The organism is Nitrososphaera sp. (assembly GCF_037447015.1).
Classification (GTDB): Archaea; Thermoproteota; Nitrososphaeria; order Nitrososphaerales; family Nitrososphaeraceae; genus Nitrososphaera.
In genome coordinates, this window is sequence record NZ_JBBIHK010000014.1 from 25942 (window position 1) to 43967 (window position 18026).

19 protein-coding genes and 1 pseudogene are annotated in these 18026 nt (G+C 56.8%); 9 read left to right on the forward strand and 11 right to left on the reverse strand.

Annotated features, from left to right (window positions below):
* The 7 genes from hisD to hisF are packed head-to-tail and all read left to right on the forward strand — an operon-like array spanning position 1 to position 6205.
* The gene (hisD, locus tag WKI84_RS06910) at positions 1-1317 is read left to right on the forward strand and encodes a histidinol dehydrogenase (RefSeq protein ID WP_337862803.1); all 1317 of its coding nucleotides are present in this window, start codon (positions 1-3) and stop codon (positions 1315-1317) included.
* Positions 1314-2441: an aminotransferase class I/II-fold pyridoxal phosphate-dependent enzyme gene (locus WKI84_RS06915; RefSeq protein ID WP_337862804.1), complete on the forward strand. Its 1128-nt coding sequence runs from the start codon at positions 1314-1316 to the stop codon at positions 2439-2441. The genes hisD and WKI84_RS06915 overlap by 4 nt, the downstream gene beginning before the upstream one ends.
* Positions 2438-3421 (forward strand): HAD-IA family hydrolase, encoded by a 984-nt coding sequence (locus WKI84_RS06920; protein WP_337862805.1) that lies wholly within the window; start codon positions 2438-2440, stop codon positions 3419-3421. The genes WKI84_RS06915 and WKI84_RS06920 overlap by 4 nt, the downstream gene beginning before the upstream one ends.
* Positions 3422-3429: 8 nt before the next feature.
* Positions 3430-4038 (forward strand): imidazoleglycerol-phosphate dehydratase, encoded by a 609-nt coding sequence (locus tag WKI84_RS06925; protein WP_337862806.1) that lies wholly within the window; start codon positions 3430-3432, stop codon positions 4036-4038.
* Positions 4039-4041: 3 nt separating this feature from the next.
* Positions 4042-4698: an imidazole glycerol phosphate synthase subunit HisH gene (hisH, locus tag WKI84_RS06930; protein ID WP_337862807.1), complete on the forward strand. Its 657-nt coding sequence runs from the start codon at positions 4042-4044 to the stop codon at positions 4696-4698.
* Positions 4695-5399 carry a 1-(5-phosphoribosyl)-5-[(5-phosphoribosylamino)methylideneamino]imidazole-4-carboxamide isomerase gene (gene hisA, locus WKI84_RS06935; RefSeq protein WP_337862808.1) on the forward strand — a complete coding sequence of 235 codons (705 nt, stop codon included), beginning with the start codon at positions 4695-4697 and terminating at the stop codon, positions 5397-5399. Before hisH ends, hisA begins: the two co-directional genes overlap by 4 nt.
* Positions 5396-6205, forward strand: coding sequence for an imidazole glycerol phosphate synthase subunit HisF (gene hisF, locus WKI84_RS06940; RefSeq protein ID WP_337862809.1), 810 nt, complete (start codon positions 5396-5398; stop codon positions 6203-6205). Before hisA ends, hisF begins: the two co-directional genes overlap by 4 nt.
* Positions 6206-6283: 78 nt before the next feature.
* Here hisF and WKI84_RS06945 read toward each other — a convergent pair whose 3' ends face one another.
* From WKI84_RS06945 to WKI84_RS06960, 4 genes are read right to left on the reverse strand one after another with little or no spacing between them, the layout of a single operon-like run.
* Positions 6284-7564: an ABC transporter ATP-binding protein gene (locus tag WKI84_RS06945; RefSeq protein ID WP_337862821.1), complete on the reverse strand. Its 1281-nt coding sequence runs from the start codon at positions 7562-7564 to the stop codon at positions 6284-6286.
* The gene (locus WKI84_RS06950; protein WP_337862810.1) at positions 7561-8607 is read right to left on the reverse strand and encodes an iron ABC transporter permease; all 1047 of its coding nucleotides are present in this window, start codon (positions 8605-8607) and stop codon (positions 7561-7563) included. The genes WKI84_RS06945 and WKI84_RS06950 overlap by 4 nt, the downstream gene beginning before the upstream one ends.
* Positions 8604-9812 (reverse strand): ABC transporter substrate-binding protein, encoded by a 1209-nt coding sequence (locus WKI84_RS06955; RefSeq protein WP_337862811.1) that lies wholly within the window; start codon positions 9810-9812, stop codon positions 8604-8606. Before WKI84_RS06955 ends, WKI84_RS06950 begins: the two co-directional genes overlap by 4 nt.
* A gap of 2 nt (positions 9813-9814) precedes the next feature.
* Positions 9815-10234 (reverse strand): ChuX/HutX family heme-like substrate-binding protein, encoded by a 420-nt coding sequence (locus WKI84_RS06960; RefSeq protein ID WP_337862812.1) that lies wholly within the window; start codon positions 10232-10234, stop codon positions 9815-9817.
* A 107-nt stretch (positions 10235-10341) separates the two neighbouring features.
* Here WKI84_RS06960 and WKI84_RS06965 point away from each other — a divergent pair, with 107 nt between their 5' ends.
* Positions 10342-11331 (forward strand): hypothetical protein, encoded by a 990-nt coding sequence (locus tag WKI84_RS06965; protein WP_337862813.1) that lies wholly within the window; start codon positions 10342-10344, stop codon positions 11329-11331.
* Between the two features lie 56 nt (positions 11332-11387).
* On the opposite strand, the gene WKI84_RS06970 is transcribed toward WKI84_RS06965, so the two are convergent.
* Positions 11388-12035, reverse strand: coding sequence for a DUF4443 domain-containing protein (locus WKI84_RS06970; RefSeq protein WP_337862814.1), 648 nt, complete (start codon positions 12033-12035; stop codon positions 11388-11390).
* 248 nt (positions 12036-12283) lie between these two features.
* Here WKI84_RS06970 and WKI84_RS06975 point away from each other — a divergent pair, with 248 nt between their 5' ends.
* Positions 12284-12631 carry a hypothetical protein gene (locus WKI84_RS06975; RefSeq protein WP_337862815.1) on the forward strand — a complete coding sequence of 116 codons (348 nt, stop codon included), beginning with the start codon at positions 12284-12286 and terminating at the stop codon, positions 12629-12631.
* Between the two features lie 11 nt (positions 12632-12642).
* Here WKI84_RS06975 and WKI84_RS06980 read toward each other — a convergent pair whose 3' ends face one another.
* The 6 genes and pseudogenes from WKI84_RS06980 to WKI84_RS07005 form a co-directional block, all read right to left on the reverse strand.
* A complete protein-coding gene (locus tag WKI84_RS06980; protein ID WP_337862816.1) occupies positions 12643-12981 on the reverse strand; it encodes an acylphosphatase in 339 nt (112 codons plus the stop codon).
* 94 nt (positions 12982-13075) lie between these two features.
* Positions 13076-13288 carry a hypothetical protein gene (locus WKI84_RS06985; protein ID WP_337862817.1) on the reverse strand — a complete coding sequence of 71 codons (213 nt, stop codon included), beginning with the start codon at positions 13286-13288 and terminating at the stop codon, positions 13076-13078.
* A gap of 200 nt (positions 13289-13488) precedes the next feature.
* Positions 13489-14916 (reverse strand): GTPase, encoded by a 1428-nt coding sequence (locus tag WKI84_RS06990; RefSeq protein WP_337862818.1) that lies wholly within the window; start codon positions 14914-14916, stop codon positions 13489-13491.
* On the reverse strand, positions 14858-15859 hold the full coding sequence (locus WKI84_RS06995; protein WP_337862819.1) for a carbamate kinase: 1002 nt from the start codon (positions 15857-15859) through the stop codon (positions 14858-14860). The genes WKI84_RS06990 and WKI84_RS06995 overlap by 59 nt, the downstream gene beginning before the upstream one ends.
* Positions 15860-16039: 180 nt before the next feature.
* Complete coding sequence (locus WKI84_RS07000; RefSeq protein WP_337862820.1) at positions 16040-17395, reverse strand: hypothetical protein; 1356 nt, start codon at positions 17393-17395, stop codon at positions 16040-16042.
* A 263-nt stretch (positions 17396-17658) separates the two neighbouring features.
* A pseudogene (locus tag WKI84_RS07005) lies at positions 17659-18026 on the reverse strand (AAA family ATPase); the annotation flags it as partial.

Below are 18026 nucleotides of genomic sequence, written 5' to 3' on the forward strand. Positions count from 1 at the left end.
ATGAAGATCCTGCTGGACATAGCCGACCCTGCTGCAGAGGCGGCGCGCCTGCGCAGGGCAGGCGCCATCCCGGATTCTGCGATGGAGCAGGCAAGGGCGATAATGGCCGACGTGGCGGCAAACGGCGACCCCGCCCTGCTGGCCTACACCGCCAAGTTTGACGGCGTCCAGCTGCCGGCCGCAGGCACAAGGGTCACAGAGCAGGAGATAAAAGACGCGTACGGCAGGGTCACAAAGGCGCAGGTGAAAGCATTAAAGCTGATGAAAACGCGCCTGGCAAAAAGTGAAACTGCCCTGCTGAAAAGATTGCAAAACACCATTGTCGTCCGCTCCGACGGGGTAAAGATAGAGCGCGTGGTGCAGCCCGTGGCAAGCGTTGGCTGCTACATCCCCGGCGGCAGGGCGCGCTACCCTAGCACCGTCGTGATGTGCGCCGTGCCGGCCAAGGTGGCAGGAGTAAAGCGCATAGTGGCAATATCGCCCCCAGCCGCAAAGGACGGCTCTGTCGACCCGCTCACGCTCGTGGCGGCAGACATTTGCGGCGTCGACGAGTTTTACAGGGTGGGAGGTGCACAGGGCATAGCCGCGCTGGCGTACGGCACGCAGTCGATAAAAAAGGTGAGCAAAATAGTCGGGCCGGGAGGCATGTTCGTGACTGCAGCCAAGCTGGCGGCCTCTGGCGCCGTGTCGACTGACATGGTAGCCGGGCCCACGGAATTGCTGGTGTACGCCGACGAATCAGCTGATCCTGCGCTTGTGGCAGTGGACCTGATCTCGCAGGCAGAGCACAGCCCCGACACGGTCTGCGGGCTTGTGACCACGTCTGCCAGGCTGGCGTCGCAGGTGCAGGCCGAAATAGACAACAGGATAAGGAACATTGCCAGGTCAGAGATTGTGGCAAGGAGCATGGCCGAAAACGGCTTTGCGGCAGTCTGCAGGACGGTGCAGGGCTGCATCGACTTTATCAACGAGTTTGCCCCCGAGCACCTGGAGGTAATGTCAAGGAGGCCGGAGGCAGTTGCAAGAAAGGTCGAGTCTGCCGGGCTTGTACTGCTCGGCGCAGACGCGCCCTCCTCCGCAAGCGACTATTGCCTTGGCTCAAACCACGTGCTTCCGACGCTTGGCTTTGGCAAGTCCCGCGCCTCGCTCTCTGCGCTCGACTTTGTCAAGGTCACAAACAGGGTGCAGGTTTCAAGGAAGGGGCTTGGCAGGGTGGACGCGGCGGTAAAGGAGATGACAGCCGCAGAGGGGCTCCCAAACCACTACGAGGCCGTGAGGGCAAGGACAGCAGCAAAGAGGGAGAAGAAGAAGAAATGAAAAAGAAGGAGGAGGAGAAGAAGCGGCGGCAGGGCAGGATAGCCAGGGAGCTTGGCAGGATAGCAGGGCTTGACCGCTACGTCAGGCCGGAAAAGGTCAGGGGCGCCATCAAGCTGGACTCTAACGAGAACTTTGCCCTTGACAGCTCGTTCATAGCAGAGGTGGCGGCTCTGGCCGCAGGGGCAGTCGACCTGCGCGAGTACCCGCTGGACGAGTTCGACGCGCTGTCCAGGCAGCTTGCCCTCTACACCGGCATCCCAGAGAAATACATCGGCATAGGCTCTGGCTCGGATCAGGTGATCGAGCTCCTGCTGACCACTATTGCAGGCAGTGGCCGCAGGGCCTGCGCGTTCGTGCCCACTTTCTCTTATTTCATCAACAGGTGCGAGCTCCACGGCATCAGGGTGGATAAAGTGCCGCTCGACAAAAATTTCGAGCTCGACCCGAAAGCGTTTGTCAAAAGAGCCGCCAGATCGGACGTCGTGTACCTTTGCTCGCCAAACAACCCCACCGGCGGCCAGCTTGCAAGGAAGGACGCCCTGTACATGATAGACGAGCTGGAAAGCGACGACAGGCTTGTACTGGTGGACGAGGCGTACGCCGACTTTGCCGGCTACTCGCTTGCAAAAGAGGCCACGAGGCGCCGAAACGTCATCGTGCTCCGCACGCTCTCAAAGGCGTTTGGGCTTGCAGGGGCCCGCGTCGGCTACATGGTGGCAAACGAGGAGGTGGCAGGCGCCTTTAACTCTACCATCCAGTCCCCGTACCCGATAAGCACGCTGTCGCTTGCCATAGCCGCGCGCGTGCTGGAGCGGTCAGAGCGCGTCAAGAAGACGATAGAGGCCGTGAGGGAGGAGCGCAGGCGCGTGTTTGGCAGCCTCTCCGGATTCGGAAGCGGCATCAAAGCATACAGGTCGGACGCCAATTTCCTCTTTATCGAAGCAGGCGCCAGGAACTACGGGCCGATAGTGCGGGAGCTTGCCAGGAGCGGCATAGTGGTCAAGCTGATGGGCGACAGCGTCGCCGGCCACAGGGGCTGCATGCGCGTCACCATCGGGACGAGGGAGATGAACGACGCTTTCCTCTCGTGCATCGAGAGGGCCGTTGCAGGCGTTGCCAGATGACTGCCGGGGCGACTTTTGACTGCGCGCTGTTTGACATCGACGGCGTGCTGGTAGACATCCGCAAATCGTACAACGAGGCCATCAAAAAGACGGTCGAGTTTGTGCTGGAGCAGACAGGCAAAGGCACGAAAAAGTCCACCGGGCAGGCTACCGCCGTCGCCAGCGCCGCCGTCACGGACAGGCTGATACTGCGCTTTAGGCAGAGCGGCGGGTTCAACAACGACACCGACACGAGCTATGCCATCGCCCTCGCCCTCATGGCAAACCCGCAGCAGAGCGCCGCAAAGGCCAGAAAATTTCTAGAACAGGTCGCAGAAAACGCCGACGAGACCGGAATAGTGTCGGTGGAAAAGTTCCTGGCCCCGTACGGCATCGAAAAACACAAAGAATTGCTTGCATACCCTGCGCCCGTCAACGAAAGCTATATCGGCCGCGTGTTTGACGAGCTGTTTTACGGCCCGGGGCTTTTTGAAAAGCAGAACGGCTCCAGGCCGAAATACTGCAGGCCAAAGAGGCCGTTCATAGCAAACGACAGGCTGGTTGTGAGTAGAAAGACGATGGAGGCGCTCAGGCAAACGCTTGGCGACCGCCTTGCAATCGTGTCTGGCAGGAGCAGGCTTGCGGCCGAATACTCGCTCAGGCCGGTCTGGAAGTATTTCAACCTCGACGCGTGCGTCTTTCTGGAAGACGAGCCGAGGGAGCACGCCAAGCCAAACCCGTACGCCGTGAAGAGGGCGATGTCGGCCACGGGCGCCAGGACCGCCGTGTATGCGGGCGACTCGGCAGAGGACATGATGATGGCCCGGCGGGCGCAAAAGGAGGCAGGCTATGACATTGCGTTTGTCGGCATCTATGGCTTTTCGCCCCAGCCCGCCCTCACCGTGCGCCAGTTCAAGGAGCAGGGGGCAGACGCCGTGGCAAGGGACGTGAACGCCCTGCCAAAACTACTATTAAATTTAAATAAAGTAAAGCCGGCCTAGAATCTGTAGTGGCGTCATCGGCAGCAGTAGCAGCAGCCAGGAAGGCCAGGCTGGTCAGGGAGACCAAAGAGACGGCTGTCACCGTCGAGGTAAACATTGACGGCACCGGCCAGACAAAGGTAAAGACCGGCCTCCCGTTCATCGACCACCTCATCACGTCGATAGGCAAGCACTCTATGATAGACATCTCGCTTGCCGGCAAGTCAAACGACGGCATAGTGCACCACCTCGCAGAGGACGTTGCAATCGCACTGTCGCAGACGATAGACAAGGCGCTTGGCGACCGCGCAAGGATAGTGAGGTTCGGGAGCGCGGTGGTGCCGATGGACGAGGCGCTTGCTTTTGTCGCAATCGACCTGGTCAGGCGCCAGTACCACAGGGCCGAGCTAAAGCTGGCAAGGGACGGCGTGGAGGGCGTGCCCAGGGAAGACCTTGAGCACTTTTGCCGCTCGCTCCTGCAGAACCTCAACGCGTGCACCCACATGGTGGTAGAGTACGGCGACAACGACCACCACAAGGTCGAGGCGGCGCTCAAGGCGTTTGCCCTTGCGCTCAGGGCCGCAGCCGCGATAGACGGCAGGAGGAAAGGGGTGCCAAGCACCAAGGGTGCGATGTAGAGGATGGCCAGGGCAAAAAAAACAAAGAAGACAAGGATAGCGATATTCGACTACGGCGCAGGCAACCTGTTCAGCCTGAAGGCGGCGCTAGAGCGCAACGGCGCCGACGTGGAAATAATCCACGACATGAAGAACCTTGAAAAATATGACGGGCTGGTGCTCCCCGGCGTGGGCAACTTTGACCCTGCCATCAAGTCGATAGAGAAGGACTCGGCCAGCCTTTCGTCGGCGATAGAGAAGGGGATGCCGGTGATGGGCATCTGCCTCGGGATGGAGATGCTGTTTGACAGGAGCGAGGAGGGCAGGCTCGAGGGGCTCAAGATACTGGACGGCGACGTGGTGATGCTGCCAAAGGGCAAGGTAAAAGTGCCGCACATGGGCTGGAACAACCTGGCAATAAACAGGAAGAAGAAGAAAGACAGCCGTTTCCTGAAAGGAGTCGAGGACGGCGCATGGGTGTATTTCGTCCACTCGTACAGGGCCGCGCCGGCAGACAAAAAGCTGGTGGCAGCCACGGCAGACTACGGCACGAGCGTCCCGGCGGTGGTGGAAAAGGGCAACCTCGTGGGCGTCCAGTTCCACCCTGAAAAGTCGGGCGAGACAGGCGCGATTATGATCAGGAACTTTCTTGAAATGTGCAGGGATGCAAAAAGAAAATGATGGTGATGCCGGCAGTCGACATCATGGGCGGGTCGGTAGTCAGGCTGGTCAGGGGCGACCCCGCAAACAAGGTCGTGTATTCCGGCGACCCGGCAGAAACTGCAAAAAAATGGGAGGCGGCTGGGGCCGACATGCTGCACGTCGTCGACCTTGACGCGGCGCTTGGCACCGGCTCTGACAACTCGGCGGCGATAGAAAAAATAATTTCGTCGGTAAAGGTGCCTGTCGAGCTGGCAGGAGGCATCCGCTCGTACGACTCGGCCAAAAAGGCGCTTGATAAGGCCGCCAGAGTCGTCATAGGCACGATGGCCTACAGCGACCCTGACAGCGTGAGAAAGCTTGCCAAGAAACACCCGGGCAGAATAGTGATATCGATAGACCAGTCGGGTGGCAAGGTGATGGTCAAGGGGTGGCAAGAGTCGTCCGGCGTCCCTGTCGCCGACGCCATTTCGCAGTTTTCTGCGATGGGCATCGAGGACTATTTGCTCACAAGCATCGAGCGGGACGGCACGCTTGCAGGCCCGGACGTGGCGACGCTGGCAGAGGCCGTGAAATCCGGCGCAAGGATAATAGCTAGCGGGGGCGTCGCAAGCGTCGAGGACGCTATCAGGGTCAAGAGCGCCGGGTGCGCGGCGGTGATACTGGGCAAGGCGCTGTACGACGGCAGGGTCTCGGTGGAGAGGGTGAAGGCAGTAGCATGACCCTTGCAAAGCGCATAATCCCGTGCCTGGACGTGGACAGCGGCAGGGTGGTCAAGGGCGTGCATTTTGCTGACGTAAAGGACGCCGGCGACCCTGTCGAGCTTGCGAAAAAATACACGGAGCAGGGGGCAGACGAGCTGGTGTTTCTGGACATCACTGCGTCGCAGCAGGGCCGGGACATCATGAAGAACGTGGTGAAAAAGGTGGCAACCGTCATCGACATACCGTTCACGGTAGGCGGCGGCATAAAAAAGCTCGAAGACGCCCGGGAAATCCTGCTGTCCGGCGCAGACAAGGTCTCCATCAACACGGCCGCAGTCAAGAACCCGGAGCTCATCACGCAGCTGATGGACATTTTCGGCAAGCAGTGCGTCGTCGTGGCAATAGACGCCAAGAGGCGGTACGGCGGGAACATGGAAGGCAGGACCGTCTTTGGCGGCAGGGGAAAAGACAGGCACTGGTTTGAGGTGATGATTTACGGCGGCAAGGAGGGCACGGGCCTTGACGCCATCCAGTGGGCGCAAAAGGTCGAGTCGCTTGGCGCAGGCGAGATCCTGCTGACAAGCATCGACGCCGACGGCACAGAGAACGGGTACGACATCGAGCTGACAAAGGCCATCTGCTCTGCTGCCACTGTGCCGGTGATAGCGTCCGGCGGCTGCGGGAGCGCAAAACACATGCTCGACGTGTTTGAAAAGGCAGACGTGGACGCGGCGCTTGCAGCTTCTATCTTTCATTACGAAAAGTCCACGGTGGACAAGGTCAAGAAATACCTGAAGAGAAAAGGCGTCAAGATCAGGATATAACGCACGTGTGCGCGTTTCCAGACTTCTACAACTACAATGGTAGGTTGCAGTCGGAGCAGGCTGGAATAAAAGAATCAATTAATTTTTGATCCGCTTCAGACCGCCTACCATGTTCAAGACGGTCAGGCGTTCACGCAGACCAGCCATCTCTATCCTTTCTACCGCGGTATTTGCGCCATAAAGATCGACAATGTCAGCTTTATTCCGCATACAGAGAATACGCATGTTCAAATCGCACAGCGTTTTTAGCAGGGCCGTTATCTCACGGTTCGATGTGCCTATCGTGGCACCTGCGTCAATAACTAGCAGAGAATTTGGATCCAGGCGTGTCAGCTTTTTGATAACCCTGTCTACGTCTTCGTTTCGTACGTGCTCAAATGCTGGTGTCGCATCCACGTCTACTGCCATCAACTTTGCAAGCTTGCAATCCACGTCGTTCCCTTGCAATATTCCTGTGGAGAACCGTACATTATTGCGGGCAAGCATCCGAAATATCGGGATGCCGCTTCCATTTCCTGCAACTACATAGACGTACGGGACGCACCCGTGTGGAGCTGAGCTATTGTCATAGTTATTGTTATTATTATTGTTGTTGTTGCATATCAATTCCAGAGCACCAAAAAGTGGGCTCCATGCTGCACTTGACGTTGGGTAGATCTTGCCCACTTCTTGCTCGTTTAGGACTGATTCGGGTGTTCCAGAGATCCTTATTCGCCCTTCGTCAAGTACAACCACGCGGTCGGCAATCCTAAAGGCAAGCTCTATTTCATGTAGCGAGGCAATAATTGCAATCCTTTTGGATCGGGCCAGCGAGCGGATTTTTAACAGTATTTCCACCTTGGACTTGGCGTCGAGATGCGTTGCCGGCTCGTCAAGAATCAGGACGCGCGGTTCCTGGGCCAGTGCGCGTGCAATGAGGACTTTTTGCTTTTGCCCGTCGCTAAGCTCGCTGAATTTCCTGTCAAGCAGATCTCGCACGCCCATCATTTCTGCAGAATCTTGGATGATTTGCAGGTCTTCTTTTGCACCAAACGTCGACAGGGGGTTTGTGTAAGGGTACCGCCCCAGGGCGATCAGTTCTCCAGCCTTCATATTGAATGGATATACCCTGTCAGAAAGTACGACTGACCTTAGCCTCGCTATTTCTGATTCGTGTTTGAGCATAATGTCGGTGTTTTCTATCCACACCTTTCCTTTGGCAGGGGAGAGAAGCCTTGCAATGCACCGTAGAAGCGTGGATTTCCCGGCTCCGTTTGGCCCTAGCAGAGCCACAAGCGTCCCATTTTCTATGGAGAGGTCTACGCCTTCCAGTATTTGTCTGGCAGCATCGTAGCCGAATGAGACGTCCTGTACCCTTATTGCGACAGGCCCTCACCCTTCCTTTTCAGGAGGATCATTATTACCAGAGGAGCACCGATGATCGACGTTATGGAGCTTGTCGGCAGGTCGACAGGCGGGATCACTATCCTTGCCAGTATGTCCGCCCCGGCGGTAAGAAGTCCTCCGATGACTGCGGACAGCGGTATTATCACGCGGTGCATCCCGGAATGACTCATCAGCCTTGCCAGGTACGGTCCTGCGATGCCGATGAACCCGACCGGACCTGCAATGGCGGTTATCGTCGAGGTCAGCGCGCTTGACAACAGGACGGCTCTGTTCCTGAGCTGTCCTGCCTTCACGCCTATGCTTGCCGCGTAGCCCTCGCCCAGCAAAGACGCATCAAGGCTTTTTGACATGGCGTAGCTTCCCGCTATCGCCAGTGGCACTATTATGTAGAGGTAATTCAGCATATCCCATGTTATCCCCGCAAAGCTCCCGAGAGTCCAGGTGTAAAACACCTGAAGATCTGCCGCTTGCGCCATGACTGCCAGGATTCCGATTATAGAGAGCAGCAGCGCATTTATCATCAGGCCGACGAGCAGCAGCGTCGTGGTGTTTGTAGCCCTTGGTATTATTGCCATTATTACAAACATGGTGGCAAGCGCGCCTGCAAAGGCTGCAACAAACACCGATTGCACCCCGAATGCGTGTACTGGAATGCCGATGCTGATGCCGCCTATGACAAGCAGCGCCACCCCAAGCGAAGCCCCCGACGAAATGCCAAGTATTGATGGGCTGGCCAGGGGATTTCTGAACAGAGCCTGGAGCAACGCTCCTGCCGTTGCCAGGCCTGCTCCCCCCATGAGGGCCGCAAGGGTCCTTGGAGCCCTTATTTTCCATACGATGTCTTCCATCACCCTGTCCTGGCAGCTGCCCAGAAAGCATGACAGCGTGTCTGGAGCACTGTACTTTACTGATCCTAGCGCCAGCCCGCCCAAAACCGTGACTGGCACCATCACTGCAACTATAGCAGCAGCAGCCATGTACCGCGCTTGTCTTGCCTTAAATTTGTGGCGCATCATTTCTGTTGCAAGTCGCAGTTCAGCTTCCTGAATTGTTTTAGTTGGTAGTAGTCAGGAAATGCTTCGGGATGCATTATTGTCGCTACGTCGCTTACCGTGTCGTCGAGCTGGTCTAGCTTTTGCCAGTACCACGGTTCAAACGCATATACTTGGCAGGATTTTATTGCAGCCATACCTGCCAGCAGCGGCGACTCTCTGATTATTTCACTCGTGCTGTTTGTCTCTGTGCTTGAATAGACCAGGATCTCGGCCCTGCTGCCCCTGGCCACAAGCTCTTCCATGCTTATCTGCGCAGAGCCAGTGCCGGGAAGATCCTCAAACAGATATTTGCCGCCTGCCATCTCTATCATCTTTCCCACATAGCTATCAGTGCGGGGCACGTACGCCGTGCCTTTGAAGACTCCTGCCCATGCCACGCCAGGCTTGTCTAGGCCCTCTATGCGTTCAATGACGCTCTCCACCTTGCCTTTTGCTTCATCAAAGACCTGGACGGCCTTTTCTTCGTCGTCTGTCAGCGCTGCAAAGAACTTTATCCACTCAAACCGTGCCACCGGATCGCTCTCCAGCCACTCGGAATTTACGACGTACCTGATGCCAAGCTCGTCGAGTTTTCTCGCCTTGTCCTCCCACATTCCCGTTCCGCCAACCAGCACGACCAGGTCGGGTTTGAGTGACACTATTTCGTCATAGCTGGGGTTGTTTCCTTGCCCGATGTCCATTATGCGCCCTGCCTTGAGGCCGTCCTTTATGCTGTCGATATACCATTCATAACCTCCTCCCCAGGCGACCCCCACGATCCTGTCCGCTATCCCGAGCCTGTCCATCATCGCTGCATGGGTAGACGAAAACACTATGATCCTGTTGGCAGGGATGAATATCGCATTATCAGGTTCGGCGTATGCGGCTGGAACGGAAGCAGTTATCATGCTACGGGAATCAGCAACGGCCGGTTGTGTTTCACTGCTTCTCTGGAGTATCAGCGTCCTGTTGGCACCGTCCATCAGGACCTTCCTTTCGCCGCTGTAATAGACGTTGAACAGTTTTGCATATTCGACGTAATCGCCCTCTCCCACAGGATTGTACTGCTTTACGTCTGGAATCCTGTCATTTTTTTGAACACCGGTCACTGAAACGATCCCGACTCCTAGAACCACCGACGCAATGGCAACTAGCAGACCAAACCTGGTTACACCTCCTTTTGCCAACCTTATGCCACCTTCAACGGGATGCTCTCTCTTCTGCCGTATTTTGCAAAAAGGGCCTCGTATCTTGCGAGCTTTTCATTGTCCAGCTCGCCACTGGCGCTGTAAATGTTTGTAAAATATGCTCGCATCTTGTACTCACCCTTTGAATCTGCAAACCTAACGCTGCAGTTCATTTTGTTTTCATGGCCTTTTTCTTTGACAAACCTTGCCTCCGCAATTTCCGAGACGTTCAGGTGTATGTGCCAGGGACGGTTTTCGTCGCCTATTGTAGCCCAGTTTTCAAGTATCCTGAGCTGCATCCCTTTTTCCGCCTTGGCTTCGCATATTGCGCTTCCGCTGCTTACTGTAAGAACTATATCGTCCTGAGAAAGTATGTCCTTGATTAGCTGCTCCGCTATCGAGAAACTTGAATTGTCATTCATGCAAACCTGCATTCCGGCGCACAGATATAAAGTCTTGGATAGTTTGTCCAACATATTGGATAAACTATCCAACACCATAAATAGCTCTGCCATACTGCCAAAACGTCATGATGGCATTTTTACCTAAAACAAATGAACGGGAATGGCGTCAATCTGCAGCTCTTGCATCTGTCGTCCTTTTACTCGTCTTGGACGGGTTGGATGGTAGTCCAGATGCCGGAAACTCTGGCAGCAGCCATGCATACGCACAGGAGATGCTCTTGGAGATGGATGAGAAATACTGGGAAATGATGGTAAACGGAACGTGGTATTTTGAACCAGGTACCCATCAGATGACAGTAGCCGTCACGCCCAGAATTGTAATCACCAACGTAACAGACGGCACTATTGAGGGCAGGATAGTCGACAGTCGTGCTGGCCATCTTCTTGAGGCATATGGAAAAGAGTCGGCCATTATGGCAAAATTTGGGAGGGATAATGGATCCTCTGGCGAATGGCAATTTGCAGGAAAACCTGGTAATGGAAGGTTTGTTATTCAAATCCCAGACAAACATCGGGATGCAGACTATGTCAGGCTTTATGTTAATTCCAACAGCTTTTCTGTGAGCCCCTCCAGAGATGCCTTGCTGCCACAAAAAACTACCACCATATCCACGACGACCGCACAAAATGTCACAGGCATTTCGACCATAAGAGTTGCTAATGCAACTGCTATGACTACGGGTCAAAACGGAAACGCCACTATTACGATAACTGTCACCAATTCAACTGCCACCACCACGATCAAGGTCATCAGTGCAGCAGCCGTTGCTACAAATCAAACAGGGGCCACTGCTACCGTGACTATAGCTAATGCGACAAACATTGTCACCACGGTAGAGAAAACTGCAATGACAGTAAAAAATCAATATCTGGTCGGAGAAATGCTCACGATCACTGTCAAAGAGGAATGGATCGGGCTCTTTGAGATAAAGGGCCCCTTGCTGTCAATCATGATGCATGGCAAGAATGGGGTTTCGCCGGAACCCAGAGTTTACCAGCCGCAGATCCGGGTACGGACCGACAGCGTCTTTGAGGATTTGAGGTTGGATCTATGACCAGAGGCCGGTTCCTTTCTCGTCATGATCCAGGAGCTTTTAAGAAATGCAGGATCTTAAACAGTCTCGGCATGCCTCTCGTGGCTTAATATCGTAAAGAGTGCTGCATTTTTTGCAGAGAGCTCTGCCGTTATCATATCTTTGTCGGAACTGCCTATAATGATGGCATCCCCTTCTTCAGGCTTTAATCTATCAATCAATATTTTCCGTATTTCAGGTTCTTTCCTCAAGGAATCCTGGTTGCTGGTGGGCATCACCAATTTGTTGTCCCTGAATAGCAGGGTGGTGGCTCCAATGCCGCCCATCTTTATCGCAGCATCTCTTTGCTCAATTCCGGATCTAACAGCGTAGCCAAGCTCCTTCAACAACACCGCCTGATTGAACCTGCCAAGAGCGATGGAACACTTGGGGAGAGATGTTTCAGCAGGGACGGAAGAGATAATTTCGGTAAAGATCGCCTTTCCCTTCTTGGTCATTTTTGTACCGCTATTGCTCGTTCTTACAAGGTCATTCATTTTCAGGTGCTTGACCAATGTCTTGATGGCCCCTTCGCCAAGCGCAAGTTCACTGCATAGCATAGCTCTGCTGATGTGCCCTCTGCTTTCTATGAGCTGCAGTGCCTTGAACACATGCACAACGTCAAAGGAAAGCGGCCTGCTTGGCGCATATCTGTTTGCAACCTTGGTTAGCGTCCTGACGTACATGTGCAAGATAAAGGTCTCTATTAGCAGGGCGGGCATTTGAAAATTTATGTTTTTACATTGCACGCTCGGCATATAGAAATAGCTCTGTCAAGAACGGGGGCCAAAAACCGATTGTCTCTCTATGCAGAAATGGCTCCCTGCCAAAAGTTTGTTGCATATACAATTACTCCCGGTCTGATTGCATCTAGCATGCAACGAAATCAAAAAATAATTGATTATCAACAGCAAAATATGCACAGGTCAGCTCTATGGACAGCAGCAAGTTCGGCTTTGTCTCACCCAGCGGAGGGCCACCATTTGAGGCGCACCTTGAAAAACTGGACGAGCCTGCAAAATCAATTCTGCTCGATCTCAGGGCGTTTGTCAAGTCCCTCGGTCCAAACGTGATAGAGGAGGTCAGGCCCCACAGAATAGTCTACGCCAAGACGCTCACGTTCAGGACGTTCCTCGACATCGAGCCGGCCGGCGGCGACCACCTGATAATAGAGATCCGGGCGGGCAGGCAGGAAGCGCCGGTGCGCGCGACGGTCAGGACGCAGCAGGATGCAGACGAGGTAAAGGAAAAGATCGCGCAGGCGTACGAAAAGGTGCGCTAGCTGTGCTGCCATCAACGGCTTATCAAGAAATCCGAGAACTCGCCCGTGTATCTTTCCCGCACGACTTGCAGGTCGTCAACCCTTGCGGCAGGCGGGCCGGTGCGGCACCACTCTACCACCTTGTCCACACTGTCGCCGTCTCCTTCCAGCACGGCTTCCACCCGGCCGTCAGGCAGGTTGCGCACCCACCCGTAGACGCCGTGCTCTGTCGCGACGATCTGCGTGTTTTGCCGGAAATAGACTCCCTGCACCTTGCCGGCAACAAAGAGGCGGACGCGCGTTTTGCTGTTGCTGCCGCTGCTGCTGCCGCTGCCGCTGCTGCTGCCGCCACCACCGGTAGTCAATGGCAACTGGCTGCCTTTTGCTAAATTTTAGTTTTAGCTTTTTTGCGTGCACGCGCCTCTGCAAGGGGCAGCAACTCTCTACTGCCACCGCTGGCCAGTGTCAGCTCGGGAGGACCTGCCGCGCCTGCTCTCTGGGGCGCAAGAGCCTGGCGGCAGGCAGGCACCCCGGTCTGCATCGACAGCTGGTCAAGGTCTGCCTGCGTCCAGCAGGCCTGCTTGACGCCATCATAAAGCGGATCCGCGAAAATGCCGCAAGCTCGCCTGCGCTCAGCCGCAGCATGGTGACCGGATACAGCCCCTTTCCCTCTACCATCTTTCTTTCTTTTCAAGGCCCCCGCTTGGGGGAGGGCGGGTGGCGCCACGACGGCAGCGCCTGCTGGCCCACGCAGCCGGCGTATTGCAGCGCCGCGCTTGCCCCCGCCCTTGTGCAGGTCGCCTTTACCTTGCCAAGCTCAAAGGAATGGGACGCGCCGGCCGTCTGGCTTTATCGCGTATTTTTTTGGTGTCCACGCGCTATTTCAGCCCCGCAAACATCCCGTCAAGGTATGCGGTAAACGAAGGTCCCCCGGCGCCGGGCGAGTCGGTGCCCTCGAACCTGACCCTGGCCGCCGGCCTGTCTATCCTTATGCGCCTGCGCAGGTCTGCCGGCGTGCCCAGGATGACGGCGTCGCATTCTGTCTTGTTGATGCTGTCCTGCAGGTCCTGCAGCTGGGCTGCGCTGTAGCCGAGCGCAGGCATGACTGCGCCCATCCAGGGGTATTTCTCGTACGCCTGCTTTATCGAGCCCACCGCCGCCGGCCGCGGGTCGACCGGCGTGCAGCCAAGCTGCCGCGCCGCAGACATGCCGGCGCCTTCTTTAAGCTCGCCGTGCGTTATCGACGGCCCGTCTTCGACCACAAGCACCCTCCTGCCCCTGACAAGCTCCGGCCTGTCCACGGTCACTTCCGAGTCCACCCTAAAGATTCTCGCGCCGGGGTTGAGCGCCCTGCACGACGCCTCCAGCCTCTCCACGGCATCGCCGGCGGCGGCCACGTTGGCCTTGTTTATCACAATCGCATCGGCCATTCGGACGTTCACCTCGCTTGGGTGGTAGGCAGATTCGTGCCCCGCCCTCAGCGGGTCGGTCACCACTATCGTGCGGTCGGCCCTGTAGAACGAAAAGTCGTTGTTGCCCCCGTCCCAGATTATGACGTCGCACGTTTTTTCGGCCTCGTCCAGTATCTGCCGGTAGTCGACGCCGGCAAACACGTCTGCGCCCATGCCTATGTGGTCAGAGTACTCTTCCTCCTCCTCGACGGTTATCCCGTGCCTCGCAAAATCGTCGTAGGTTGTAAAGTGCTGGACGGCTGAAGATTCCAGGTCGCCGTAGGGCATCGGGTGCCGCACTATGGCCGGCTTTAGCCCCGCCTTCCTTGCGCTAGTGACCGCCATCCTGGCTATGGTGCTCTTGCCTGCCCCGGTCCTCGTCGCCAGGACTGCCACCACGGGCTTGCTCGATTTCAGCTGCGTGTCGCCGGGCCCAAGGAGCGAGAACGAGGCGCCTGCCGCCATCGCCTTGGACGCAAGGTGCATCAGGTTCTCGTACGAGATGTCGCTGTACGAGAAAAAGACCTCGTCGACCTTGTACTCTGCTATGAGCTGGACGAGGCGCTCCTCTCCAAAGATTGGCACGCCGTCCGGATACAACCGGCGGCCGGCGAGGCTGGCAGGGTACGTCCTGTCCTCGATGTACGGGATCTGCGCGGCCGTGAACGCGACCACCCTGTAGCCCGGGTTGTCGCGAAAGTAGACGTTGAAATTGTGAAAGTCCCTGCCTGCGGCGCCTATTATTATCGCCCTGCGCACCATGTGACAGAGGCTATCTTGGGCACTGTTGTTATTATCATTTGTAGTAGACGACAGTGCCTGCTGCAAGGCCGGCGGCCTGCCGCACCCTGCCAAGGTGCGCTATCACTGCGCTCCGGCCCGTGTTCTCGGCAAACCTCACGGCGGCCCTGACTTTGGGCTCCATCGTCCCCTCCTCAAAGTGGCCGGCGGCAAGCAGGTCTTTCATCTCGGCCACCGAAGCTTTTCTCAGGAGGCGCCGGCGGCTGCTCCGAAAGTCGACGTAGGCGCCTGCCACGTCTGTGAGGCAGACCAGCCTGGAGGCGCCGATGGCGCTGGCGAGCCTCTCGCTTGCAAGGTCCTTGTCGACGACCGCATCCACGAAGGACAGCCCGCCGCTGCTGCTTTTGCTGCTTCTTCTGCCGCTGCTGCCGCTGCCTGTTCTTCCTTTTTTCACCACCACAGGGATGCCGCCACCTCCGCATGCTATTACGATGTAGCCGGCGGCAAGCAGGCGGCGCACGGCGCCGGCCTCAAGGACCGACACCGGGTCGGGCGAGGGCACGACCCTCCTGTATCTGCCCGGAGCGACCTGCCTCACAGGAAACGGGTAGCGAGGAGGGGCGCCCGGCTTTGCGCCATTATAGGGAAGGACAGGCCCGACTGGTTTTGTGGGCGCCTCAAACGCCGGGTCGGCGGCAGAGACCAGAACGCGGGTCACAAGCGTCGCCACCTTGCTTGAAATGCCTCTCTCTGTCTTTATCCAGCCGGCGAGTGCCATCTCTATCATCGCGCCCAGCATCCCCTGCGTCTCGGCCACGCAGGCGTGGAGGGGCAGGGGCGGGGCGAGCGGCGCAGAATGTTCGCTCCGCAGCAGGGCATCGCCCACCTGCGGGCCGTTGCCGTGGGTTACCACTATCCTGTAACCATCGCCTGCAAGCCGCGCTATCTCTCTTGTAGCAGCCCTCACTGCCGCATACTGCGCGTCAAAGGTGCCGCCCGATTTTGCGGCGATGGCGTTGCCGCCAAGCGCAAACACCAGAATATCCCCGGGCAACAAGGATGGCTAGCCAGGAGCGGTATAAAACGATAAAAAACAGCAGCAGCATCATCGTCGTCGCCGGCAGTTCATACAGGGCACCCGCCGCTTTAGCCCCGCTGCAATGAAGCATCGGAGCGTTGCACGGTTACAAAATACATAGAAGAGAGAGAAAAAGGAGGTTTTTTAAAAAAAACCGGGCTAGGCTATGTCGCCGCCCTCTTCTACGAACAGCTGCTCGTACGATGTCCCTTTCCTCACCAGGCGGTACTTGCCGTCGCTGTCCTTCATGACGATCGGCGGCTTGGTCTGGCAGTGGAACGGCATGTTGAACACCACCGAGTAGGCGCCCACGTTGTAGAACGACACGAGGTTGTTCACGTGCGCGCCGCTCATGTCCGAGACCTTGGACAGCGGGAACACGTCGTACGTGTCGCACAGCCTGCCCGCCAGGTGGGTGTTCTTGCTCGCCGGAGCTGCAGCAAGGCCGGTCGTCCGGTCCTTGTTGTCGACCACCGGTATCACCTCCTGCGGGTACTCTTGCTTCAAGAGCGCGGCGTCGAGCAGTATGTGGTAGCCTGCGTCCACTATCACTATCTTGTGCTCGTTGTACTCTTTGGTGTTCACTATCTTTGAGACGAGTATGGACGACTCGGCGACCAGGAACCTGCCCGACTCGATCATCAGGGTGAACGTCCCGTGCGTCTCTGCCAGCTGGTTGAGCCTGCCCACGTGGTTCTGGGCCATCTCCGCCGGCGTCGGCACAGGGTCGTTGTAAAAGACAGGAGTGCCCCCGCCAATGTCAAACGTGTTGACCTGGAAGCCGGGGTGCTCCTTCTTCATCTTGGTCATAAAGGCGTCCATCTTGTCCAGCGCGTGGGTGTAGCAGGAAAAGTCGGTGATCTGCGACCCCAGGTGGAAGTGGAACCCCTCGAACCTGAGCAGGTCGCTTCCCATCATGTGCTTGACCATCCTGGCCGCGCTGTCGATCGTGCCGCCGTTGAAGGGCACTCCGAACTTGCCGTTCTTGTACGAGGCGCGCACCTTGGCGTCGGTTGCGACCTCCGGGTTGACGCGGATCATGGCAAGCGGCCTGACGCCCACCTTGCCGGCCGCCCTGGCCAGGTTCATCATGCCGTTGTGTGAACTGACTACGACTCTGCGCACACCGCTCCTCAGCACCTCGACGTATTCCTCCGGCTCCTCCGTCACGCTGGTGTAGATGACGTTCTCAGGGTCTGCCTTGCACCTGTTGATGAAATGGAGTTCGCCAAGCGACGTGAGGTCGAACGTGAGCCCGTCCTTCATGAACGCCTTGACCACCGCGGGGCTAAAGTTCGCCTTGATAGAGTACGCCACCTTGACGGGGCCGGTGAACTTTGAATATGCCCTGTGGAGCTCCCTTGCCTTTGCGTGCAGGGTGTCCTCGTCGACAAGGTAGAGCGGCGTGCCGTACTGCGCGACCAGTTCCTTGATGTCCAGAGGTGTTGCGAAACGGTTCAGTGCTGCTGCAGTTGTTGGTTTTGTTACAAGTTGGACTTGGGAATTTTCAACCAATTTTTTCGGATGCTTTTATCAATATAGCATTACTTTAAAAACATTACCCCGAAATTTCTGCCGCGGCCGGCCGGAATTTTTGCGCTGCATGAATGATCGGCGTTCCTGCGCGCGCAGATTTTTCCTTTGTGCAAAAGAAAAAGTGTGCGGCGGGGGAAGAAAAAAAGTTTTTTGCCTGTCTGAAAGAAAGAAAATGAAAAGGGGAGAAAAGGAGAAAAGAAAAGGCCCTGGCGCGCCTGCCGCCGCAGCTGCTGCTTTTTTTTCTAGCGGTAGTATGGCACCGTGACCTTTTCGCCTGGCTTGCCTTCGCGCTGCGTCTTGATCTTTTTCACCGCGTCTTCAAAGTGGCGCATGTTGACGTGCGCCTCCGCAGCGTGCTTGGCCGCCTCTTCCGGAGTCGGGTACTTTGCAAGGTACTCGTGCAGCACCAGAGACACCGCAGTGTTGACGACAGAGCTCGTGTCTGCGCCAGAGAACCCGTCGGTCAGCTCGGCCACCTTGGCAAGGTCGACGTCCGGGCTTATCGGCTTGTTCTTGGCGTGTATCTCCAGTATCTTCAGGCGCGTCGCCTTGTCCGGCATCGGCACGAACACTATCTTGTCGAACCTGCCCGGCCTCAGCAGAGCGGGGT